Source organism: Providencia sp. PROV175 (assembly GCF_032707045.1).
Lineage (GTDB): Bacteria > Pseudomonadota > Gammaproteobacteria > Enterobacterales > Enterobacteriaceae > Providencia > Providencia hangzhouensis.
The window spans coordinates 610,649-630,132 of the sequence record NZ_CP120533.1; the positions used below are offsets into that span (position 1 = coordinate 610,649).

Here is a 19,484-nt window from a genome sequence, read left to right on the forward strand (position 1 = left end):
GGTTATTTTCAGATAACAACGTAAAAATGGCGCTAAATATGGCAAATCATCGCTTGGTTTATTTAGCGTAAAATAATGATTAGGAGATGTCCTGTGTTCGAACATGTTGATGCTTATCCGGGCGACCCAATTCTGTCGTTAATGGATGAATTTAATAAAGACTCTCGTGAAAATAAAATTAATTTGAGTATCGGTCTTTACTATGATGGTGACGGGAAAACCCCTGAACTGGCGACAGTCGGTACGGCAAAAGCGGCGTTAAGTAAACTGCCAGCAAGCGCATCACTGTATTTGCCTATGGAAGGTTTGAAAGATTACCGTACTGAATTACAAAAATTAGTATTTGGTGAGGATTGCCCGCTAATTGCACAGGAACGTATCGCTACCGTCCAAACGATTGGTGGTTCTGGTGCGTTAAAAATTGGTGCTGATTTTTTACATCAATATTATCCCGATTCCGAAGTGTGGTGCAGTGACCCAACTTGGGAAAACCATGCCTCTATTTTTTCAGGTGCGGGAACAAAAGTGCATTACTACCCGTACTTTGATGAAAAAACCAAAGGTGTTAAATTTGATGAGATGCTAGCGACATTCAAACAATTGCCTGCTAATAGCATCATCCTAATGCACCCGTGCTGTCATAACCCAACAGGCTCCGACCTGACTCCTGCACAATGGGATGAAGTCACTAAGGTAGCATTAGAACGCAAATTGATCCCATTTTTAGATATTGCTTATCAAGGTTTTGCAGAAGGCATTAATGAAGATGCTTATGCTATCCGAGCGATGGTTAAAGCTGGCTTACCCGTGTTTGTCAGTAACTCATTTTCTAAAATCTTTGGTATCTACGGTGAACGTGCAGGTGGGCTTTCTGTGATCTGTGAAAACCAAGATGAACGTGACCGTGTGTTAGGCCAGTTAAAAGCGGGTGTTCGCCGTTTATATTCTAGCCCGCCATCTAATGGTGCAAAAATTGTTGCTACGGTATTAACCAACAGCGCTGAAAAAGCCAAATGGTTAGCGGAAGTGGAAGAGATGCGCTTACGTATTTTAGACATGCGTACGGTATTGGTCGATGAGCTAAAAAAAGCATTACCAAATCAAAATTTCGATCACTTATTAAAGCAGCGCGGCATGTTCAGCTACACTGGTTTTTCTAAAGAGCAAGTGGCTCGCCTGAAAGACGAATTTGCGGTTTACTTGGTTGGAACTGGCCGTGTTTGTATGGCAGGTGTCAATCGCCATAATGTTAAACGCATTGTTGAAGCATTTGCTGCCGTTAGCCAATAATTCTTAGCTATCGTAATAATTATCAGGGAACAAAATGCTCCCTGATAATCTTCTTACTTATTTTTAATGGCCTTTCTACTTAATAGCCGCGTTCTAAAATCGTTTTTAAGAACCGTGCGGTGTGAGATTTTTCACACTCAGCCACTTCTTCTGGTGTGCCTGCAATTAAGATTTCACCGCCGCCACTACCCCCTTCAGGGCCTAAATCGACAATCCAGTCCGCTGTCTTAATGACATCAAGGTTGTGCTCAATCACCACAATGGTGTTTCCTTGGTCACGAAGCTGATGTAAAACGACTAAGAGCTGTTGAATATCAGCAAAGTGCAGGCCAGTTGTTGGTTCATCCAAAATATAGATAGTTTGCCCTGTACCGCGTTTAGATAACTCTTTAGCTAATTTCACACGCTGTGCTTCACCACCAGAGAGCGTCGTCGCTGATTGACCGAGGCGGATATAGGATAAACCAACGTCCATCAGCGTTTGTAACTTGCGGGCAAGGGCAGGTACGGCATCAAAAAATTCACGAGACTCTTCGATGGTCATATCCAGCACTTCATGGATATTTTTACCTTTATATTTAATTTCTAGCGTTTCGCGGTTATAGCGTTTGCCTTTACATTGGTCACAAGGGACATACACATCAGGCAAGAAGTGCATTTCAACCTTAATAACCCCATCACCTTGGCAAGCTTCACAACGACCGCCTTTAACGTTAAAGCTAAAACGCCCTGGGTTATAACCACGAGTCCGAGACTCAGGCACACCAGCAAATAGTTCACGCACAGGTGTAAACACACCAGTATAGGTGGCAGGGTTCGAACGTGGTGTACGGCCTATTGGGCTCTGGTCAATATCAATGACTTTGTCAAAGTGCTCTAAACCTTCTACATCTAAATAAGGGGCAGGGGTGATGGTTGTCGCCCCATTTAATTGGCGTTGAGCAATAGGGAATAGCGTATCGTTTATCAGTGTTGATTTACCTGAACCAGACACGCCAGTGATGCAGGTAAATAACCCAACAGGGACTTTTAACGTCACATTTTTCAGGTTATTACCCTTTGCCCCAAACACCGTCAGCATTTTATCTTTATTAATTGGAACGCGTTTCTGCGGGATATCAATTCTGCGCTCACCACTTAAAAATTTACCAGTGAGTGAATCAGGGTTTGCGACAATATCTTCCAGTGTTCCTTGGGCAACAATTTGCCCACCATGCACCCCAGCACCCGGGCCGATATCAATCACATGATCTGCGGCGCGGATCGCGTCTTCGTCATGTTCAACGACGATCACGGTATTTCCTAGATCACGCAGGTGGATCAAGGTTTCAAGTAAGCGGTCATTATCACGTTGGTGTAAGCCAATTGAAGGTTCATCAAGGACATACATCACACCGACTAAACCTGCTCCAATTTGGCTTGCTAAACGAATGCGTTGTGCTTCGCCACCAGACAAGGTGTCAGCAGAGCGTGAAAGTGTCAGATAATTAAGCCCAACATTGACGAGAAATTTCAGGCGATCGCCAATTTCTTTTAAAACTTTTTCTGCGATTTGAGCGCGCTGGCCTGTGAGTTTTAGATTTTGGAAAAATTCCATTGCGTGGCCAATGCTGTAATCTGCGATTTCGGGCAATGTTGTATTTTCAACAAATACAAAGCGCGCCTCTTTACGTAAGCGCGTCCCATGGCAAGAGACACATGGACGGTTGCTGATATATTTCGCTAATTCTTCACGGACAGCCGTTGATTCTGTTTCTTTATAACGGCGTTCCATATTATTGAGCACGCCTTCAAAAGGGTGCCGGCGCACAGTGATGTCGCCACGGTCATTACGGTATTTAAACTCAATCGTTTCTTTGCCTGAACCATATAAAATAATTTTTTGAATGGCAGGACTCAGAGTGTCATAAGGCGCTTCCACATCAAATTTATAATGCTCAGCTAATGACATCAGCATTTGGAAATAGTAAAAATTACGGCGATCCCAACCCCGAATTGCACCACCTGCGAGTGAGATTTCAGTATTTTGAATGACTCTTTCGGGATCAAAAAACTGCTGAACACCTAAGCCGTCACAGCTTGGACAGGCCCCAGCAGGGTTGTTAAAAGAAAATAGGCGAGGTTCAAGTTCCACCATACTGTAGCCGCAAACAGAGCAGGCAAAATTGGCAGAAAAAACCAGTTCTTCTGCATTCGCATCATCCATATCCGCGACAATTGCGGTACCGCCAGAGAGTTCTAGTGCAGTTTCAAAGGATTCGGCTAAACGCTGAGCGATGTCATCACGAATTTTAAAACGATCGACAATGACTTCAATCGTATGTTTTTTCTGTAATTCGAGCTTTGGTGGATCGGATAGATCGCAAACTTCCCCATCAATTCGGGCACGGATATAGCCTTGGCTGGCTAAGTTATCGAGTAACTTAACGTGCTCCCCTTTACGTTCTTTAACGACAGGAGCAAGTAGCATCATTCGGCGATCGGTGGGTTGAGCCAGAACATTATCGACCATCTGGCTAACAGTTTGAGCCGCAAGCGGTATGTCGTGATCAGGGCAGCGAGGTTCACCAACACGTGCAAATAATAGCCGCAGATAGTCATGAATTTCTGTGATGGTTCCGACCGTCGAACGTGGGTTATGTGAAGTGGATTTTTGTTCAATCGAAATTGCAGGGGATAACCCTTCAATATGATCGACATCCGGTTTCTCCATTAAAGAAAGAAACTGGCGAGCATAAGCAGATAAAGATTCAACATAACGGCGCTGACCCTCTGCATACAGGGTATCAAAAGCTAAAGATGATTTCCCTGAACCAGATAACCCAGTAATAACAATGAGTTTGTCGCGAGGGATGATGAGATTGATGTTTTTCAGATTATGCGTGCGTGCGCCGCGGACTTCGATATTATCCATTTACCACTTCCCGGATGATTTGATATTGAACAATCGCAAGAGACTATTATCACATATTTATGGCTGAATGGATATACAGTATTTCCTATTCGTCATATTTCAAACCGTGGCGTTGTTGGCTGCTCTCAGCTACGCAGGTCACATACTTTTGTATGCTCCCCGCGATACCTTCGCTTGCCGCCTAGCCACAGCTTGAACTATTTAGAATAGGTTCTGCTCGTCATATTTCAAACAGTGGCGGTGTTGGCTGCTCTCAGCTACGCAGGTCACATACTTTTGTATGCTCCCCGCGATACCTTCGCTTGCCGCCTAGCCACAGCTTGAACTATTTAGAATAGGTTCTGCTCGTCATATTTCAAACAGTGGCGGTGTTGGCTGCTCTCAGCTACGCAGGTCACATACTTTTGTATGCTCCCCGCGATACCTTCGCTTGCCGCCTAGCCACAGCTTGAACTATTTAGAGTAAGATTTTAATGGTGAAACAGAAAAGTAGAAAAACAGAAAAACAGAAAAACAGAAAAACAGAAAAACAGAAAAACAGAAAAACAGCGATCTGAATTTATCGAAAAGATAGATGCGGTGTGTATTATTTTGTGTCTATACTGACAAAAGCACTATGGAATTTCACTAAAAGCTGGAAAGCGTTTCGCAAATTAACAAGCTTAATTTCAAATATTGGTGCAAATCAGCTCTGTCGTGGTAAACTTCACGGCTAATCCAGAGATTAAAATTCAATGCATCAGGAGTAATAAATGGCCAGCAGAGGCGTAAATAAAGTAATTCTTATCGGTAACCTAGGACAAGATCCAGAAATCCGTTATATGCCTAACGGCGGAGCTGTGGCAAACCTGACTCTGGCAACTTCTGAAAGTTGGCGTGACAAGCAAACCGGTGAGATGCGTGAAAAAACCGAATGGCACCGCGTGGTTATTTTCGGCAAATTAGCGGAAGTGGCAGGTGAATACCTGAAAAAAGGTTCACAAGTCTATATAGAAGGTTCTCTGCAAACACGTAAATGGCAAGACCAAAGTGGTCAAGACCGTTACACGACAGAAGTGGTTGTGAATATCGGCGGCTCAATGCAAATGCTAGGTGGCCGTGGCGGTGATGCAGCATCACAAGGTCAAGGCAGCCAAGGCGGTTGGGGCCAACCTCAACAGCCGCAAGCAGCACAGCAATTTAGTGGTGGCGGAGCTCCAGCCGCACGCTCATCAGCGCCTGCTCCACAGACTAATGAACCACCAATGGATTTCGATGACGATATTCCGTTCTAATTTATTTGCTGATTAGAATGCACAAAAAATAAAGGCTTCCTTGTGAAGCCTTTATTTTTTAATAAAGATAAATGTATAAAATTATATATCCAAAAAATTATTATTTTTTTATTAAGATAGTAAAGTAAATATAAAACTGAAACCTTAAGGTTTTATTAATTTTAAATTAAGGTTTTCTTAACTAAATGGGAAATAATAAAGCCCCAGTGGTTAACTTACATGGGGCTTTGTATTGGTAGTGTTATTAAAAAAGGAAATATAAATTTTATTTTCATATTAGCGTATCAAGCTACTTTAGGTTCCAGTAGTAATGGGTCATTTTGACTTTCACCCGATAGGCGATAGATTGACGGTGACGTACCTAAATAAGCTCTAAATCGCTTTGCAAAAGATTGTTGGGAGTCGAATTGGTATTTTAATGCAATATCAATAACTTGAAGCTCGGTGGAACATAGGTCTTTAGCAGCTTCACAAATTCTCCTTCGGCGAATATATTCACCTAAAGGCATACCTACGACTTTTCTAAATACTCTTTGTAAATGCCATTTTGTATATCCTGATCTGAGTGCGATATCATCGAGTAATAAACGACTGGTTAAGTTCATTTCAATCCAAACTAATATTTCATTAACAACTGTAGATTGAAATTCTGTGTATTTCCCATTACAGGGAACAGGGATTTCTTTATACATAATATCTTCCTATTAGTTACTTTTTAATCTTATCCGTCATTAAGTCAATAGCCAATAAATAAATGGTAAACAAAACCGAATACAGTTTGTTAATTTGTAAAATAGACAAAACACCGATTTTTAATTAGTTTATAGCCAGTAGAGTTTATCTTAAGGAGATATATTCATAATGATATCGATTAGCAACAGATGAAACTATTACGCCCTTTGAATATAAAAACACGGTACTATGGTAAAGCTCTTCATTGGTTGCTGGGGATATATTTCTTTAGCTTCCAGAAACTAATTAAAATTATGGCTGAGATGACGACAGATAGGGTATTCATCGTCTGCCAACCGAATGTGAAGAAAAGAACCCCTGCTCCTAAGCTACCTATTCCACCGAAGAAATAGATAAGAAAATCGGTCATTCCCTGCACTTTAGCGCGTTCATGAGCTTCATAGGTATGTGGTAATAGGTTAGTAGTGCTGATTAAAATTAAATTCCAGGCGACACCGACAAAAATACCCGCCAACAAATAATTGTAAAAATGGTTACCTAGCAGGTTCATAGTCGCTGATAAAATTAACAATATGATACCGCAGAAAATAATGCGTTTTGTCCCTAAATGATGAATTAATGTTCCAGTGAAAAATGACGGTGCAAACATACCTAATACATGGAATTGAAATACAATTGCAATAGAGGAAAAGGCGAAATCATGTTGTTTCATAGATAACGGTATCGAGGCAAAGGTGAAAACCACAATGGCATATCCAACCGCGCTAACAATGGCGATTAATTTTAAAATAGGTTGTGAATACAATGCACTGTAGTCGCGTTTGACTAACACTTCATCCGATGGCGTTTTCACTATTTTCTTTAATGGCACAATTAATAATAGAATAAATGCGATTACATAAATGGCGGCTAACGTGATGAACGGCCCTGCAAACGGGTATTCTGTAAAAAATCGTTGGGTGCTAATAGCTAATGTTGGGCTGATTAAGGCTGCGGCAATGCCTCCACTCATAACTAGGCCAATGGCTTTTGCTCGTAAAGAAATGGGGGCTTCTTCAATTGCGGCAAAACGGAATTGTTGTGCAGTACCAATAGCAATCCCAGTGAAAAACAACCCGATGGAAAAATACACTAAATAACTTTCTATCACACCAAGAATAGAGAAGCCTGCACCGATTAACCCACCGATGTTACCAATAATAAAGCCCACCCTTCTCGAATATTTTTGCATTAAAAATGCGATCGGAATAGTTGCTAAGATTAAGCCAACGTACTGACTTACCAGTGGAATAGTTGCATAAGTTGGGTTGGTAGCCAATTTTTCGCCAATAACTACTGCTACAGAAAGGACAATCGCATTTCCTGTGATAAATAATGCAAGTGTGATAGTTAACCACCAAACGGATTTTGGCATATATCCCTCTGTATATTAATTAAAAATCAATTGGTTATATTTCTTACATTGAGGGAATAATCCCTCTGAATGGAACAAAGGATACAACTTAAAGTTGACTTTAAGTCAAGGTCTGCGATGGTATTTTAAGTAGTGATTAATGCTATATTTTTTTATTTTAATGGATAGTATCGCTGCTGGTGCGAGATGTGATGAGTGTCGCAATTACTATTCCTTTGGGATAAAACAAGAAAAAATGATTGTCATGCTGGGAAATTTATGTTCTTTTAATAAAAGAAACTGAAAAACAATAATCAATAAATTAGACAGACTAAACAGGAAGAACCCGTGAACATGACGACTAATCACTTAAACCTACTACTAACCGCGCCACGTGCCGCGGTGGTCGTGCGTGTGGTGGTGGTCGTGGGCTTAGCGCCGTAACGGGTACAAATCAACGCAGATTTAGAAACCCCGCCGGCGCAAACCGAGCGGGGTTTTTTATCACCTCTCGCTCGGATCCGCAGGCTAGCAAAGGATAATTATGATGAGCGAATCGGGCACCACAACATCACATAAAACCCGCTTTACGGGTGCGGAATTAATCGTACATTTACTGGAAAAACACGGTATTACTATCGTTTCAGGCATTCCAGGTGGAGCGGCTTTACCTTTTTATGACGCATTAGGTCAAAGCCAGAGAATCCGCCACATACTGGCACGTCATGAGCAAGGCGCAGGTTTTATAGCTCAGGGAATTGCTCGTACCACGGGAAAAGCCGCGGTTTGTATCTCTTCAAGTGGCCCTGGTGCGACAAACTTAGTGACCGCTATCGCAGATGCAAAGCTGGACTCTATCCCGCTGGTTTGTATTACTGCTCAAGTTTCTTCATCAATGATTGGTACAGATGCTTTCCAAGAAGTTGATACCTATGGTATTTCGATTCCAGTAACGAAACATAACTATTTGGTTCGTAATATCAATGAATTGCCACAAGTGATTTGTGATGCTTTTCGTATTGCAGAGTCAGGTCGCCCTGGACCTGTTTGGATTGATATTCCAAAAGATGTGCAAACTGCCACAATTGAACTAACTGAAATACCAGAAGTATTACCGAAAGATAAAGCCCCCGCATTTGACATGGAAAAAGTGCTACAAGCGGCTGAAATGATTAATAACGCGAAACGTCCAGTACTGTATTTTGGTGGTGGGGTAATTAGCTCCGATTCCACAGAAACGGCGATTGCATTTGCGGAAAAAGCAACGTTACCGACAACCATGACACTAATGGCACTTGGTACTATCCCGATGCGAAACCCCTTATATTTAGGGATGTTAGGTATGCATGCTGCCGCAAGTACTAACATGATTATGGAAGAATCGGATTTGTTAATTGTGATTGGCGCGCGTTTTGATGATAGAGCGATAGGGAAAGCTGAGAAATTTTGCCCTAACGCAAAAATTATCCATGTAGATATCGATAAAGCAGAAATTAGCAAAATTAAGCGCCCAGATATCGCCATTCATGCTGATGCGGGTCAAATATTGGAATTGTTATTGCCTTTAGTTGAACGTAATGAGCGCACAGAATGGATGGCGCAAGTTAATCAATTAAAAGAGAAATATCCATTGAATTTTAGCGAGGCTGATAACCCGTTAAACCATTATGGTTTAGTTTTGTCTACGGCACGTGCAGCAGGCGAAGATGCGATTGTGACAACGGATGTTGGTCAGCACCAAATGTGGGCAGCCCAAGCTTATCCTCTGTCTCGCCCACGTCAATGGCTGACATCAGGTGGGTTAGGTACCATGGGTTTTGGTCTGCCTGCCGCCATTGGTGCTGCGCTGGCAAAGCCCGAAAAAACCATTGTGTGTTTTTCCGGTGATGGTAGTTTGATGATGAATATTCAGGAATTGGCCACCGCAGCGGAACACCAATTGAATATCAAAATTATTTTAATGAATAACCAAGCGTTAGGGATGGTACATCAACAACAAGATTTATTTTTTGAAAACCGCATATTTGCTGCAGCTTATCCGTATCAAACCGATTTTATCAAGATTGCGGCAGGGTTTGGTTTGCAAACTTGCGATTTAAATAATGAAGCAGATCCAGAAATGGCATTAGAGGCGATAATGAATACCAAAGGTCCATGTTTGATCCATGCCTTGATTGATGTGAATCAGAAGGTATATCCAATGGTTCCACCAGGTGCAGCTAACATTGATATGATTGGAGCGTAATTATGGTATTTGAACATCATCCGATTGCTTTAGAGCTAATTGTTCGTAATCACCCAGGTGTAATGTCACATATTTGTGGTTTATTTGCACGCAGAGCATTTAATGTTGATGGCATTCTATGTATGCCGATTAAAGATAAAGATGAAAGCCGTATATGGCTATTAGTACAAAAAGATGAGCGTTTGCCGCAAATGATTAACCAAGTTGAAAAATTAGAAGATGTTCGGGAAGTACGCTTTAGTGATGATTTGCGTCTTTTCGAAACAATGCAAAATTATTTGCAGTAATTCTGAGGTAAATTTTATGACCTAGTAGCCCATACCAACAGTATGGGCTATTTTCTTTTATGTTTAATCATAGAGATAATTAGGGTTTCCTAAAACGAACAAATATGGTATAAAATCAGCTACTGAATAATGATTCTCTGAATGTATTGCAGGTTTGTATTTGGCAATATGAATAATAAACAGGTATAAAATTATGCAAAACAATATCTATTTGTCGGACACTTATCAGTATGAAATTAAAACCTCCATACTGGCACAAGGGCATGATGATGAGGGGCATTGGATAGCTTTAAAAGATAACATTTTTCACCCACAAGGCGGCGGACAACCCATGGATACAGCATGGGTGAATGATATACCTGTTCGTATTAAGAAACAATCGGGTGGGCTAATTGTAGGATACATACCTGAAGGTGTTACTTTTAGCCAAGAAAATAATGTGGTTGCAAGGGTGGACAAAGAAAAACGTCAGCGCTACGCTGCTCTTCATACCGCCGGTCATTTGTTGAATTGGGAATTGCGTCGTTTTGGCTGGCTTGCACAAAAAGGCCATCATTTTCCTGATGAATCTCGAGTGGAATTTAGCATGATGGAAGGGGATGTTACTCCTTTTGATGAACTCGATAGCCAATATATTGAAGATATTGTTAACCAAAGCATTCGTAGTGGACGCTCCGTTGCAATAAAGCAAAAGGATGATTTACGGATCAGTTATATCGACCAAACTGAAGAAATGCCTTGTGGTGGAACACATGTTTCTTCGCTAGATAATATTCAGCATTTTTCAATTAAGTCGATGAAATTTAAAAAGGGGACACTGCGCATTAGTTATGATGCACAACATGCCGTAATTTAAACGCTATCACTAAGATGGGAGTAGGTCATAACAACAGTTGCTTGAAGTTCTCCTTCCATACAGAGATAACTATGTGGGAAATCACCACTGAAAGCATAAAAGTCCCCCGCCTCTAAGACGATATTTTGGTCGTTATGCAGTCGTAACATGAGGGATCCAGAATTCACCATAATGTGTTCATGGGTTCCACTCATATGGGCGGGGCTATTGATGATAGCGCCTCTCTTCATGGTTAATTGCCAAATTTCAGAGATATTTCCCATGCTAATGCGAAATTTAAACTGTTGTGAATACTCTTTTTCGCTGGGAGTAGCTTTGAGGAAATAGGGATAAGCCTCATGTTGCCGAGTAAACAGGTCGCTAAGTGGAAAGCGTAGGGCAATAGCAATCGACTCTAATGTATCAATACGTGGGTTTGAGTCACCGGACTCCAGCTTGGATAAAGCCGCTTTCGATATTCCTGATATACGCGATAGTTCGTTTAGCGAAAGGTCTCTTGCTTGCCTCAGTAAGCGAATTTTTTGCCCGATTTTTATATTAATTTTTTTATCCACAATGTGTCTTTACCTGAATTTTAATTTATTGTGCTAATTCTGTATTACTCAGAGAAGCAAATTATACACGCTTAATTGTATATTGTATTTAAAGCGGCTATTTTGTTTTTTGATATAGATTTGAAATTTAAAACCCTACAAAAATAAAACTATTTTCTGTATTTGAAAGAAACTATAGTGAGGATGTTAAAAAACGTCTGGAGTTTAGGTCATGCCGTTTGAATTATTATCACCAGAAATGGCGATTTGTTTCTCAACACTGCTTTTTGCTTATTTGGTTTTTGGCATGGCGGGCTTTGGTTCAGCCCTGATTGCAACACCAATATTAGCCATGTATTTGCCGTTAAACATGATTGTTCCAATTCTTGCGCTAATAGATCTAACCGCGGCAGTTTTAAATTTACTTAAAGATGGTAAAAATGCAGATTATCAGGAAATTAAATGGATAATTCCACTAATGATAGTGGGGAGTTTAGTGGGTGCTGCGATTTTATTAAAAACGCGTCCCGATATACTCGTATTATTACTTGGGTTATTTGTTGTTGGTTATGTATTACATGCTTTCTTTTCTAAAAAATCAAAATCACCTTTTTCAAAAGCGTTGGTTATCCCATTTAGTTTAGTGGGTGGTGTTTTTAGTGCTTTATTTGGTAGTGGTGGTTTTATCTATGCCATGTATTTATCTAGCCGAATTGAAGACAAACAACGTTTTCGTATCACTCAAATGACGTTAATTGGCTTTAGCACGCTGACTCGAGTAGTGATATTTTTAGTTATGGGTGTGTATCTCAACCTAGATATTTTATTGATTGCTTTAGCATTTTCCCCTGCCATGTTAATTGGTACATGGGCTGGTCGGCATATAACATTAAAAATTTCACGTGAAAGTTTTTTAAAAGTTATTAATGTCATAATTTTATTATCAGGTATTGTGCTGTTTTATCGATATTTTTTCGTTCTTTAAGTATTTAGAATATTAAAAATAGTTTTATAAAGATAAATAGCAGAATATATGAGTCGTGTTACAATCACCACGAACATTATTAGTTTTACTAGTAATGATGCGGTTTTTTATTTTTCATAATAATCTATTTTATGGAGTTAAAATCTGTTTTTTTGCTAAAAAGAAACGGGTTAATTTCAACATGAGCTCTGATAATCAGCGTTTACAAAATTTTCGTCGTTCCCCATCTTTTGCTATTTTTACCATCACCATGAGTATTGCTGTCATTGGTATCGTTATTGGGCTAAGTATTCCAATGGTGGCTCTTAGACTAAATAATTATGGTTTCAATGAGTTGTATATAGGCATTATTTCGGCGGCTCCTGCATTAGGTATGTTTTTAATTGCCCCTGTAGTTCAACGTATTGTGCGTTGGTCAGGTAAGCGAAAGGCAATGCTATTGGCAACCCTCGTTTCTGCCATTAGCTTATTGCCATTATTGAGCACGTTACCACTTTGGCTGTTATTTCCATTACGGTTAGTTACGGGGCTAGCGAGTGGCGTGATGATTTGTTTGGGAGAAACGTGGATTAATGAATTATCCCCTGAAAATAAACGGGGTCGGATTTTAGCAATCTATACCACTGTCTTCACAGTAAGTCAGCTACTTGGGCCTTCATTCATTGCTTATTATGGTGTGGAAGATAAATCGCCTTTATTGATTTGTACGTTGATCCATTTAATCTCTGTAGTGCTATTTATTTTAATGGATCAAAAAGTCGGAGACCGTTTAGCTGAAAATGCCGCGAAATCTAATTTTTCAATTATTCAATTTGTAAAAATTGCACCGGGTATTTGTGGTGGAATTTTATTTTTTGCTTTTTTTGACGGAACTATTTTATCGATGTTCCCAATTTATGGCATGGGAATGGGGCATACAGAGGCGGTTGCTGCATTAATGATTAGCGCCATCCTTGCTGGCGATGCCATTATGCAGTTACCTTTTGGTTGGCTTGCCGACCATATGAATAGAGAAAAACTGTACCGAATTTGCGGCATTATCACACTCGCAGCTAGCTTATTATTACCCTTCCTTATTACTCAACCTTATCTAATTTGGGTGCTGCTATTTATCTTAGGGGCGACGGCAGGGGCAATTTATACGATTGCTTTGGTACAAATCGGCCAATATTTCAAAGGGAATGAATTGATCATCGCTAATGCAGCGGCGGCCATGCTATGGGGAATTGGTAATTTATCAGGACCATTACTGGCGGGAGTGGCGACTTCAATCTCACCAGTGGGCTTACCGGTGCTATTGGTTCTATCTGTGGCAGTATTTTTATGGTTCACACGAGAAAAATATAGCGCTCAAATGGTTGAACAAGTCAGCCCATAAAGCGCATTTGTGGTGCTCTACTTAAGTTAGCGAGCACCATAAATACTTACTCAATAACTTTATACACAACAAGGTTTTCTCGGAATTCATCTGGCCGATGATTGTGCCAGAATAATTCCATGCCTTGCGGTGCAGGTTGGATTGTTTTCGAGAGTACAATTAACCAGCGGCATTGTTCAGGTTTTTCAAAGCGGTCTTGGCGTTGGTGTAATACGCCAGTGTAATAGTAGAGCATCGGTGCTTCAGACTCGCCAATATTATCAGAAGCCATACAATCGTTTTTTGTAAACTGGCCTGCTAAATGCTGGTTTAAATCGACAAAAACTCCTTCGAAACCTTTTGCGTAGTCTATCCACCCCAAAAATAAGGTTAAAATTATCCCCCAAACGGCACATAGGCCTAATAACCAATTTTTCATCATGTGAAAGGCCGGTGAAATAAAGTTTGGAATAATTTTATTGCGTAAAAACCACACTAATGTAATCAACAGACCACTGATAAATGCAATGGAAGAAAAGGGCATTTGGTAGCTCATGGGAAGCCAGCGGCTAAATGGCGCTAGCCATTCTTGTTGATGACCAGCCAAGGTGATGAAATAGCAGAGCCATAAAAACAGAATGAGTACAGACCATAAAACAGCCGCAAAGCGAGCGATACCATTAAGAATTTTTTCAGGGAAACTAAGTAGTGTTTGGGTTCCTAAAATGGCCATGGGTGCAATAAAAGGCAGTAAATATAGCGCGCGACCAGAAGCTGATATCTGTAGGAAAACAACGCCTAATAAAGGAAATAGTGCTAACAGAAATTCGTTTGAATTAAATAAACGCTTAATTGGGTGCCTTAGAAAATAAGCGACAGCTAGTAAACCGGAAGGAAAGGCAAATAAGGAAACCGCTGCAGGGATCCGCGTTAGGTTAGCTTTTGCGCCTAATTTCTCAACAGAAAAACCAAAGAAACGGCCGATATTGTTTTCCCAAAACCACACGAGAAATAAATCAGGATGCTGAAGATACAGTTGGATAGGCCAAGGTAAAATGGCGATAAGCGCGATTAACCCCGCCGTTAAACTGTATAGCCAAAACCGCTTAGTTCGGCATTGAGTAAGAAAAATGGGAGATAAAAATAGACAAATCCAGAGAACGCCAGGAATGAAAACGCCTTTTGACAACATGGTGACGATGGTTCCAATAGACAACCAAAGTGTAGACATGTGCATTTTTTGTTGTTGTATCAGCCCCAATAACCCATACAAGCCAATAGTTGTTCCTGCCATTAGTGCAACGTCGGTAAACATATCATGGCTATGCCTGATAATACCGGGAGCACAGGCATACAGTGCAAAAGCGACCCAAATCCGAGTATCAGTGAAGTCTGTGGCTTGGAAAAAGCGACGCGCCAAAAGGATAAAAAATGAAAAATTGATAACCGAAAAAATTAAGCTTGCACTACGGGCTGCATCATAAAGTGGCATAAAGCTTGAAAATAAATGAGAGGAAATCGCAGCAACCCAATAATAAAGCGGGGGTTTTTCCATAAATGGTTCACCCGCATTTGTGGGAACTAACCATTTACCAGTTTCATACATAGTTTGAATAATACCAAAACTATAATTTTCATCTTGCTTCCAAGGGCTATGACTATATATTCCCGGTAATAAATACAGAGCAAGAAAACTAATGAAAAGTAGTAAAATACTCCGCTGTAATATGATTAATGGTGCATTCTTATTTGACATTTTAATACGTTTTATGTGTTTTTTACTTGATTAAATTGAAACTATAACTGCGATTGATAATAATTGAGTTTATATACTTAAATATATATTTACTCAGCGAATGATGTTTTTTTTAATGAAAAACAATAGGAAATGGATTTTTAGCCACATTTTTAACAGACGCATATTACCACCAGTAAATAAGTTTTTAGCTATTGGTTTTGTAAGCAAATATTCTTGGATTGTATCAAAGAAATAACCTTCCTCTTTAAACAGACATTATATGAAAGGTATTTAGCTATTTTTACGTAAAATAAATGTAACTAAAAAGAATCATTATTTGAAAATAATGTTCATTGCTTAAAAGCCTGTATATTTGGGAGTAAAAAAGAACAAACGGGTAAGAAACGCTAAAAATGCTTGATCATTCCCCCTGTTTAGAATGATAATTGCTCCCCTCACGATACGTTTTATTCTATTTTAAAAGCCAAACGATTGCGCAACTGTTTTTATTGGGTTTTTTTCTCAGTTAGTTTATTTTTTCTTAAAAACGTAATCGTTTACGTCAACGTATAGGTTAGTTGTTAGCAGTATTTGAGAATCTTCGTTTTCCATTAACAGCAGAGGTATACCATGTCAGGCCAACAGGCTTCATCCAGTTGCAAATTGGATTCATTTTTCAAGATAACAGCGCGCGGCTCTTCAGTTCGCCGTGAAATCATTGCAGGATTAACCACATTCTTAGCGATGGTTTATTCTGTCATCGTTGTACCTGGCATGTTAGGGCAAGCAGGGTTCCCTCCAACTGCGGTCTTTATTGCAACCTGCTTAGTGGCTGGTTTTGGTTCTTTATTGATGGGGTTATGGGCCAATCTACCAATGGCGATTGGCTGTGCTATTTCACTGACTGCATTTACCGCATTTAGTTTGGTATTAGGGCAGCAAATTAGTATTCCTGTGGCATTAGGTGCCGTATTTTTAATGGGGTGTTTGTTCACCATCATTTCTGTTACAGGTATTCGTAGTTGGATATTACGCAATATGCCAATGGGTATTGCACATGGTACAGGTATTGGTATCGGTTTATTTTTACTGTTAATCGCTGCTAATGGAGTGGGTTTAGTGATCAAAAACCCAAATGCAGGCCTGCCTGTTGCTCTTGGTGAATTTACGTCTTTCCCTGTTTTGATGTCACTCATTGGTTTAGCGGTTATTTTTGGTTTAGAAAAACGTCGTGTTCCGGGTGGTGTACTCCTCGTTATTATTGCAATTTCAATTATTGGTTTAATTTTTGATCCCGCAGTGAAATATCAAGGTTTCTTCAAGTTGCCTTCATTGGGGGATGACGGGCTTTCATTGGTTTTCAATATGGATATCATGGGCGCATTACAGCCAATGGTATTGCCAAGCTTACTTGCATTAGTCATGACGGCGGTTTTTGATGCGACAGGCACTATTCGTGCGGTGGCGGGGCAAGCCAATTTATTGGATAAAGACGGCCAAATTATTGATGGTGGTAAAGCGTTAACCGCAGACTCCGTGAGCAGTATCTTTGCGGGTGCGATTGGTGCATCTCCTGCGGCGGTATATATTGAATCTGCAGCAGGTACCGCCGCTGGTGGTCGCACAGGTTTAACCGCCGTGGTTGTCGGCGTACTGTTCTTACTTATTCTCTTTTTATCGCCGCTATCTTATTTGGTGCCTGCCTATGCAACAGCTCCAGCATTGATGTATGTTGGGCTTTTAATGTTAAGTAATGTCTCTAAGCTTGATTTCGATGATTTTGTGGATTCAATGTCTGGCTTATTGTGTGCCGTATTCATTGTTCTGACTTGTAATATCGTCACGGGGATCATGTTAGGCTTTGCTGCTTTGGTTATCGGCCGCATTTGCGCAGGCGAATGGCGCAAATTGAATATTGGTACTGTGATTATTGCTGTACTTTTAGTGGTATTTTACGCTTCAGGTCTGGCAATCTAAAGTGGATTATTTCAAAAAGGTGGCTAGTGTTGCCACCTTTTTAACTTATTGTATTAATTAATCGTAAAGTCTCAATTTTTTCCCCGAAAATGGATGGCTAGGGATAAAATAGAGAGAAGGCGGTTAATCGAGTGGATGTGCATGATTTCCACTGGTTACTGGCTTAGTCTTAATTATCATGGTCTGGACGGTGCTATCTCTTACTATGCGGCGGCAGGCAAAATTTTAGGTTCTAGTCGCTAGGTTAATTCAGTAAGGGCAACATGGAAATTTTCTTTACTATTCTTATTTTGATTTTAGCTGTCTCTGTTTCAGGGGTAGCCGCTAAAATTCTTCCTATTCGTATTCCTCTTCCTCTCATTCAAATTGCTATCGGTGCGCTGTTGGCTTGGCCTCAATTCGGCCTGCATGTCACCTTTGACCCAGAACTTTTTATGGTTCTGTTAATCCCACCTTTGTTGTTTGTTGATGGGTGGAAAACCCCAACACGCGAGTTCTTTCAAAATGGTCGAGAAATTTTTATTTTAGTGTTGGTTCTCGTGCTGGTTACAGTGATTGGGATTGGTTATTTAATTTACTGGTTGATGCCAGGTATTCCATTGATTGCTGCGTTTGCTCTAGCGGCTGTGCTATCTCCAACTGATGCCGTTGCGTTATCTTCAATTGTTGGAAAAGGGCGTATCCCTAAACGGATGATGAGTGTGCTAGAAGGGGAGGCATTGATGAATGATGCCTCTGGTCTGGTTGCATTAAAATTTGCGGTAGCAATTGCCATGGGAACCATGGTGTTTAGTGCTTCTGGCGTTACCATTGAATTTTTCAAAGTTGCGGTTGGCGGGCTACTCGCAGGTATTATCGTGACTTGGCTGTACAGCAAATCGTTACGTTTAATGAGCCGTTGGAGTGGTGATGACCCAGCAACCCAAATTGTGTTTATGTTATTGCTACCATTTGCTTCATACATGATAGCGGAACATATTGGTTTTTCAGGTATCTTAGCCGCCGTTGCGGCGGGTATGACCATCACAAAATCGGGGGTTATCCGTAACGCTCCATTAGCGATGAGGCTACGTGCTGATAGCGTTTGGTCGATGCTTGAATTTGTCTTTAACGGGTTGGTTTTCATCATGTTAGGGCTTCAATTGCCCGGTATCTGGGAAACGTCTGTTATCCAAGCAGATCTCGACCCAAGCGTAGAAACGTGGATGCTATTTGCCGCGGTGGCAATTATCTATTTTGCTTTACTGTTATTGCGTTTTTGTTGGCTATGGCTGATGAAAAGGTTTAGCCGTTTATTCTTAAAGAAAAGACCACTGCAATTTGCGAACTATACCGTACGTGAGCTTTGGCTAGCCTCTTTTGCAGGGGTACGCGGGGCGATTACCTTAGCGGGTGTGCTCTCTATTCCGTTATTTTTAACGGATGGCTCGCCATTCCCTGCTCGTTACCAGCTCGTGTTTATTGCCGCGGGAGTTATCTTATTTTCCATTTTTGCAGGTGTGGTCGCTTTACCGCTTCTGCTGCGTAATTTTAAAGTGGGAGATAAAGAAGCGGATGCCAATGAAATTCGCATGGCAAAAGCCGCGATGGCGGAAGTGGCGATTGTCAGTTTAAATAAAATGCAGGAACGTTTATCTGCTGACGTTGATGAAAAACTCGATTCAGAAGATATCAGTGAAGTCGCTTCCCGCGTGACGGGTTATTTAAGGCGACGTACCGCAGGACAAGATGAAATTGACCATAATTTGCTGGTTGAAGACCTTGAACGGCGTTTCCGTTTAACGGCATTACGCGCAGAACGTGGTGAGCTTTATCACTTGCGCGCAACCAAGAAAATCAGTAATGAAACGCTACAAACGTTACTGGTTGACTTGGATTTATTAGAAGCCGTCTTGATCGAAAAAGAGCATTAAAACCAAAAAGCGAGTATTCTAGCCAACAT

At 40.7% G+C, this 19,484-nt stretch carries 15 protein-coding genes; 10 read left to right on the top strand and 5 right to left on the bottom strand.

Annotated features, from left to right (window positions below; all coding sequences use genetic code 11):
- Nucleotides 1-93: 93 nt before the first annotated feature.
- Complete coding sequence (locus P3L44_RS02580) at nucleotides 94-1,290, top strand: aromatic amino acid transaminase (RefSeq protein WP_272661959.1); 1,197 nt, start codon at nucleotides 94-96, stop codon at nucleotides 1,288-1,290.
- 79 nt (nucleotides 1,291-1,369) lie between these two features.
- Here the strand turns inward: P3L44_RS02580 and uvrA are convergent, their stop codons facing one another.
- Entirely contained in the window at nucleotides 1,370-4,204 is a 2,835-nt protein-coding gene (uvrA, locus tag P3L44_RS02585) for an excinuclease ABC subunit UvrA (RefSeq protein ID WP_004260897.1), read from the bottom strand.
- 752 nt (nucleotides 4,205-4,956) lie between these two features.
- Between uvrA and P3L44_RS02590 the strand changes: the two genes are divergently transcribed.
- Nucleotides 4,957-5,478 (top strand): single-stranded DNA-binding protein, encoded by a 522-nt coding sequence (locus tag P3L44_RS02590; RefSeq protein WP_140172640.1) that lies wholly within the window; start codon nucleotides 4,957-4,959, stop codon nucleotides 5,476-5,478.
- Between the two features lie 284 nt (nucleotides 5,479-5,762).
- On the opposite strand, the gene P3L44_RS02595 is transcribed toward P3L44_RS02590, so the two are convergent.
- On the bottom strand, nucleotides 5,763-6,170 hold the full coding sequence (locus P3L44_RS02595; RefSeq protein WP_004260890.1) for a helix-turn-helix domain-containing protein: 408 nt from the start codon (nucleotides 6,168-6,170) through the stop codon (nucleotides 5,763-5,765).
- A gap of 242 nt (nucleotides 6,171-6,412) precedes the next feature.
- Complete coding sequence (locus P3L44_RS02600; protein ID WP_272661956.1) at nucleotides 6,413-7,585, bottom strand: MFS transporter; 1,173 nt, start codon at nucleotides 7,583-7,585, stop codon at nucleotides 6,413-6,415.
- Between the two features lie 333 nt (nucleotides 7,586-7,918).
- On the opposite strand from P3L44_RS02600, the gene ivbL reads away from it, so the two are divergent.
- From ivbL to P3L44_RS02620, 4 genes are all read left to right on the top strand, one after another.
- Nucleotides 7,919-8,008, top strand: coding sequence for an ilvB operon leader peptide IvbL (gene ivbL, locus P3L44_RS02605; protein ID WP_109912586.1), 90 nt, complete (start codon nucleotides 7,919-7,921; stop codon nucleotides 8,006-8,008).
- Nucleotides 8,009-8,111: 103 nt separating this feature from the next.
- The gene (gene ilvB, locus P3L44_RS02610; RefSeq protein ID WP_272661958.1) at nucleotides 8,112-9,809 is read left to right on the top strand and encodes an acetolactate synthase large subunit; all 1,698 of its coding nucleotides are present in this window, start codon (nucleotides 8,112-8,114) and stop codon (nucleotides 9,807-9,809) included.
- 2 nt (nucleotides 9,810-9,811) lie between these two features.
- On the top strand, nucleotides 9,812-10,096 hold the full coding sequence (gene ilvN, locus P3L44_RS02615; protein ID WP_004914949.1) for an acetolactate synthase small subunit: 285 nt from the start codon (nucleotides 9,812-9,814) through the stop codon (nucleotides 10,094-10,096).
- A 193-nt stretch (nucleotides 10,097-10,289) separates the two neighbouring features.
- The gene (locus P3L44_RS02620) at nucleotides 10,290-10,952 is read left to right on the top strand and encodes a hypothetical protein (RefSeq protein WP_272661954.1); all 663 of its coding nucleotides are present in this window, start codon (nucleotides 10,290-10,292) and stop codon (nucleotides 10,950-10,952) included.
- Here the strand turns inward: P3L44_RS02620 and P3L44_RS02625 are convergent.
- The gene (locus P3L44_RS02625) at nucleotides 10,949-11,506 is read right to left on the bottom strand and encodes a helix-turn-helix domain-containing protein (RefSeq protein WP_004260872.1); all 558 of its coding nucleotides are present in this window, start codon (nucleotides 11,504-11,506) and stop codon (nucleotides 10,949-10,951) included. The genes P3L44_RS02620 and P3L44_RS02625 overlap by 4 nt on opposite strands.
- A 211-nt stretch (nucleotides 11,507-11,717) precedes the next feature.
- Between P3L44_RS02625 and P3L44_RS02630 the strand changes: the two genes are divergently transcribed.
- The gene (locus P3L44_RS02630; RefSeq protein ID WP_140172644.1) at nucleotides 11,718-12,470 is read left to right on the top strand and encodes a sulfite exporter TauE/SafE family protein; all 753 of its coding nucleotides are present in this window, start codon (nucleotides 11,718-11,720) and stop codon (nucleotides 12,468-12,470) included.
- A gap of 94 nt (nucleotides 12,471-12,564) precedes the next feature.
- Nucleotides 12,565-13,848 carry an MFS transporter gene (locus tag P3L44_RS02635; protein WP_140172661.1) on the top strand — a complete coding sequence of 428 codons (1,284 nt, stop codon included), beginning with the start codon at nucleotides 12,565-12,567 and terminating at the stop codon, nucleotides 13,846-13,848.
- Nucleotides 13,849-13,894: 46 nt separating this feature from the next.
- Here the strand turns inward: P3L44_RS02635 and P3L44_RS02640 are convergent, their stop codons facing one another.
- The gene (locus P3L44_RS02640; RefSeq protein WP_272661952.1) at nucleotides 13,895-15,583 is read right to left on the bottom strand and encodes an ArnT family glycosyltransferase; all 1,689 of its coding nucleotides are present in this window, start codon (nucleotides 15,581-15,583) and stop codon (nucleotides 13,895-13,897) included.
- A 612-nt stretch (nucleotides 15,584-16,195) separates the two neighbouring features.
- On the opposite strand from P3L44_RS02640, the gene P3L44_RS02645 reads away from it, so the two are divergent.
- Nucleotides 16,196-17,542 carry an NCS2 family permease gene (locus P3L44_RS02645; protein ID WP_004260863.1) on the top strand — a complete coding sequence of 449 codons (1,347 nt, stop codon included), beginning with the start codon at nucleotides 16,196-16,198 and terminating at the stop codon, nucleotides 17,540-17,542.
- 263 nt (nucleotides 17,543-17,805) lie between these two features.
- Nucleotides 17,806-19,455 (top strand): Na+/H+ antiporter, encoded by a 1,650-nt coding sequence (locus tag P3L44_RS02650; protein ID WP_004260862.1) that lies wholly within the window; start codon nucleotides 17,806-17,808, stop codon nucleotides 19,453-19,455.
- The last annotated feature ends 29 nt before the right edge of the window (nucleotides 19,456-19,484 follow it).

Bases quoted from the DNA above. Each gene is read 5' to 3' on its own strand.
- P3L44_RS02600 (WP_272661956.1), bottom strand. From the start codon at position 7,585: ATGCCAAAATCCGTTTGGTGGTTAACTATCACACTTGCATTATTTATC.
- uvrA (WP_004260897.1), bottom strand. From the start codon at position 4,204: ATGGATAATATCGAAGTCCGCGGCGCACGCACGCATAATCTGAAAAAC.
- P3L44_RS02590 (WP_140172640.1), top strand. From the start codon at position 4,957: ATGGCCAGCAGAGGCGTAAATAAAGTAATTCTTATCGGTAACCTAGGA.
- P3L44_RS02630 (WP_140172644.1), top strand. From the start codon at position 11,718: ATGCCGTTTGAATTATTATCACCAGAAATGGCGATTTGTTTCTCAACA.
- P3L44_RS02635 (WP_140172661.1), top strand. From the start codon at position 12,565: ATGATGCGGTTTTTTATTTTTCATAATAATCTATTTTATGGAGTTAAA.
- ivbL (WP_109912586.1), top strand. From the start codon at position 7,919: ATGACGACTAATCACTTAAACCTACTACTAACCGCGCCACGTGCCGCG.
- P3L44_RS02620 (WP_272661954.1), top strand. From the start codon at position 10,290: ATGCAAAACAATATCTATTTGTCGGACACTTATCAGTATGAAATTAAA.
- P3L44_RS02650 (WP_004260862.1), top strand. From the start codon at position 17,806: ATGGAAATTTTCTTTACTATTCTTATTTTGATTTTAGCTGTCTCTGTT.
- ilvB (WP_272661958.1), top strand. From the start codon at position 8,112: ATGAGCGAATCGGGCACCACAACATCACATAAAACCCGCTTTACGGGT.
- P3L44_RS02640 (WP_272661952.1), bottom strand. From the start codon at position 15,583: ATGTCAAATAAGAATGCACCATTAATCATATTACAGCGGAGTATTTTA.
- ilvN (WP_004914949.1), top strand. From the start codon at position 9,812: ATGGTATTTGAACATCATCCGATTGCTTTAGAGCTAATTGTTCGTAAT.
- P3L44_RS02645 (WP_004260863.1), top strand. From the start codon at position 16,196: ATGTCAGGCCAACAGGCTTCATCCAGTTGCAAATTGGATTCATTTTTC.
- P3L44_RS02595 (WP_004260890.1), bottom strand. From the start codon at position 6,170: ATGTATAAAGAAATCCCTGTTCCCTGTAATGGGAAATACACAGAATTT.